This is a genomic window from Pedobacter sp. 01N416 (assembly GCF_056399685.1).
On sequence record NZ_JBFTRT010000502.1, the window covers coordinates 1 to 3,853 of the forward strand.

3 protein-coding genes are annotated in these 3,853 nt (G+C 38.5%); 2 read left to right on the top strand and 1 reads right to left on the bottom strand.

Translation table 11 applies throughout. The features are described 5' to 3' along the window. A partial coding sequence (locus AC1DND_RS22335) for a bL21 family ribosomal protein (protein ID WP_477584807.1) occupies positions 1-113 on the bottom strand: 113 nt, incomplete at its 3' end. 879 nt (positions 114-992) lie between these two features. On the opposite strand from AC1DND_RS22335, the gene AC1DND_RS22340 reads away from it, so the two are divergent. After that, positions 993-1,949: a GLPGLI family protein gene (locus tag AC1DND_RS22340; protein WP_477584805.1), complete on the top strand. Its 957-nt coding sequence runs from the start codon at positions 993-995 to the stop codon at positions 1,947-1,949. Between the two features lie 14 nt (positions 1,950-1,963). Then, the coding region (locus tag AC1DND_RS22345; protein WP_477584806.1) for a TonB-dependent receptor at positions 1,964-3,853 on the top strand (1,890 nt) is incomplete at its 3' end.

Here is a 3,853-nt window from a genome sequence, read left to right on the forward strand (position 1 = left end):
ACATTATCAAATTCAATACTAGCGCCTTCATCTCCTTGTAATCTGTGTACAAAAAGGTGCTGGTCTTTAGCAACTTTAAATTGCTGCCCTGCTATATTTACTATTGCGTACATTGTTTAAATATTAGTTTTTTAATTTTTATTTAACGAGGTGCAAATATAGAACAAATTCAATTAACACACAAATACATATCGAAAATATTTTTCACTAAAATCATACAGGATAAGGATTCGGAGGTTTTAAGGATTTCAATATCGATTTGACCACTATTTTAATTGCATTTTTTCGAAAATCAAGGTTCAATAATTCTTAGATTAAGCCTACCCTGCTGTCTATTGTAGACAACACATATGATTAGAGCGCAAGGTCAGTGCAAAATATTAAGTTTCTTCCCGTTTTACGCTTATACGCTTCGCTTCCTCGTACCTCGTTGCCGCAGGGTAATGCTTCAACCGGGGCTAGAGAATTAAGACTGCATTTCATTTTTATGGTTGCAGGGTGCACAACCCCTTGTTCCTAAACCCGACAGCAGCGGCAGCCTCCGATTTTCCATCGGAGCTACAGCGAATGGCGGGGCTGAAAACCTCCAAGAACCACAAGCCGCTCATTTCCAAATCGGAATTAAACACTCGCGGGCATACGCTTGGTTTCGGTCGGTGAGACACCAACCGATAGATCCATAGCCATTCATTCCCGAATATTTTCCTGGGTAGTATTCCAGTCAGAGTTAACTGTCATTCTGAACGCAGTGAAGAATCTTTACTTAATAGACTTAGAACCTAAGTTCAGCCTAGAGAGATTCTTCATTACATTCAGAATGACAAATTCTTCTTTTCCCCTAAGATAATAGCAATAATTCTCTGTGTTAATCTATGTCTCCGCAGCTAAAGACCCTACTTAATTCTTTTCGTTAAAAAATGTTAAAGCGTTTTCATAACTACGAATTATTCGTAGATTTACGAAAATTAAATAGACCCCTAAAAATAAATCTCATGAAACTAACACTAACCATCTGKTTAGCAACCGCCATAACCATTTCGGTAAAAGCACAAAGCCCCGATAAGGCTTTAGCAAGAGTAAGGTATACTTTTACACACATCCAGGATACTACGCAGCGCGATAAACCTAAAACCGAAAACATGTTACTCGTAACTGGAAAGAATGCTTCTGTTTATACCAGTTACGATAAGCTGAACCAAGCGTTAAATACCCAGAAGCAGATTCAGGAGCAGATGAAAAACCAAACAGGCAACTCCAATATCAAAATCGAGGTGAAAAATGAAATGAAAGTTCCATTAACACAGGAAGATTATTTCTTTTTTGCCAACGAACATAAAATGATTACCAAAGAGCGCTTATTTAACAATTACCTTATTGAAGAAACTGCTCCACAAATTGATTGGAAGATTTTAAAAGATACCATGAGTTTTTCAGGGATACCATGCCAGAAAGCAACCGCAAACTTTAAAGGCAGAAAATGGATTGCCTGGTTTGCTACAGAAATACCTTTTCAAAGTGGTCCGTGGAAATTAAATGGATTACCAGGCTTAATTGTGGAAGCTTATGATGAGAAAAAAGAAGTAAAATTTACATTCGCTGGCCTTGAAAACGTAAAAGACGATGCCAACCAAACAAACTCAGGTGAGGATGGCAAAATTGTAACGCCCAATGGCACAGGCGTAGTAAAAATGGTGGGAATAGATGTGAGTACCTCTTACCTTGGATCGGAGATTAAATTACCTGCAGATGCCATCAAAACGACCAGAAAAGAATTAGATAAACTTAAAACGGCAAGAGATAAAGACCCTCAAGGCTTTATGCAGGCACAAATGGCCGCAAGTGGCATGCAAGGTTCATTTAAGACCAATACCGCCCCCCGTCCGACTGGAGGCGCAGGCATAACAAAACCTGAAATCAACAACCCAATCGAAATTCCGGAGAAAAAATGAGAAAATGCGCTATAATGCTGGTGCTACTGTTTGCTGCTTTTTCGGCGCTGGCACAAAAACCGATCAAAGGAATTGTTAAGGATAGCAATGGAAAAGCGATTGAATCTGTTAATGTTAGTTTAAAAGATCCTGAGGGGAATATTATTAATTTTAGCAGAACCAACCGCAATGGCGAGTTTAGTATTCCTATAAAAAATGATCAGATTACCGGCTATAAAATAGAAGCTTCGAGCATTGGTTATAAAAAACTGAGCACGGTTGTGGCAGATGTAAACAAAAGCTACGATCTGGTTCTACAGAACAGCGAAACCGCATTGGAAACGGTTACCGTAAAAAACCGCCCATCTTTAAAGGCAAATGGCGATACCTTAAATTACAGGCCATCTGATTTTGCCGATAAACAAGATCGAAGTATCGGCGATGTACTTAAAAAAATGCCTGGTATCGAGGTTGCTGAAAATGGAAAAATCAGCTATAACGGAAAAGCCATTTCTAACCTGTATGTGGATGGTGACAATCTTTTGGACGACAAGTACAACATTGGCACTAAAAGCATCCCACAGAGCGCTGTTGATAAGGTACAGGTGATCCAGAATGATCAACCGATTAAAATGATGCGCAAAAACAACATGAGTGACGATGTTGCACTTAACCTGGTGATTAAAGACGATGCTAAACTTAAGGTAATGGGCGATGCGACGGTTGGTGCGGGAATGCCCGACCGCTTTGACGAAAACCTAACGGCAATGCTGTTCAATAAAAAACTAAAGTTCATCAACAATATTAAAGGCAATAACATTGGTAACGATCCGGGTATTGACCTCACCTCGCATAATTTATCGGATTATTTAAAGCGCCTCGACAACGATAAGCCGAGTGGATTGCTATCTACAGGAGCAGCTGGCGTACCCTCTTTACCGCAAAGCAGGTATCTTTTTAATAAAGCTGGACTGATCAATCTAAACAACTTATATAAGTTTAATCAGGACTTGCAATTGAGGGCAAATCTTTCGTACTTATATGATCAGCGTAATCAACAATACAGCAAATTTTCGGAAACTTACCTTTCGGACCAAACCATCAGTTATTCAGAATCGCAGAACAATACGATCAATCCACAAAAATTAAGAACCCAATTCAACTTAAATGGGAATGCAGAAAAATATTACCTGAACAACAACTTTGTATTGGATTACGCACCTTATAAAACCTCTTCTGGTTTTGTAATCAATAATGTTGCGGCCAATCAAGTACTTCGGCAGGAAACACTTGATATTTCTAATGAATTTAATTACCGAAAAAAATTGAAGTCGGAAGATGTAATCAATCTCTACTCCTATTTAAACCGCACAACACAGCCTGAAACGCTAAACATTACACCGGGCCTTAATGCCGATATCTTAAACAACGGAAATAGTTACCTCGGCTTAAACCAGTACATTAAAATACCAACCTGGTACACTAATAATTATGCATCTTTTGCTTTTGTAAAAAACAATTTCGTACAAACCTACAAGGCAGGTTTTAATGTACAGCAGCAACAGCTCAACTCTGAACTTTACCGTACACAAAATAACCAGCAAACAGAACTGGTTTCAGGTAATGCGGTAAACGATCTGGACTGGCTTAAAACCAAACTCTATGCAGATGCGACCTATGAATTTACAAACGATAAATTGAAAGCAGGACTGAGTTTACCCTTGAGTTATAACCAAATTAATTATAGCGATGAGGTAAACCAGTTAGATAAAAGCCTGCACAAATTATTCCTAAACCCTTCATTTAATTTTAAATATCAAACCAGTCCTGAGAATTATGTAACGGCAAATTATGCCTTCCGAAGTGATTTGGGAGGAATTGACGATGTTTATCGTGGTACAGTATTAAAAAATTACCGCTCACTT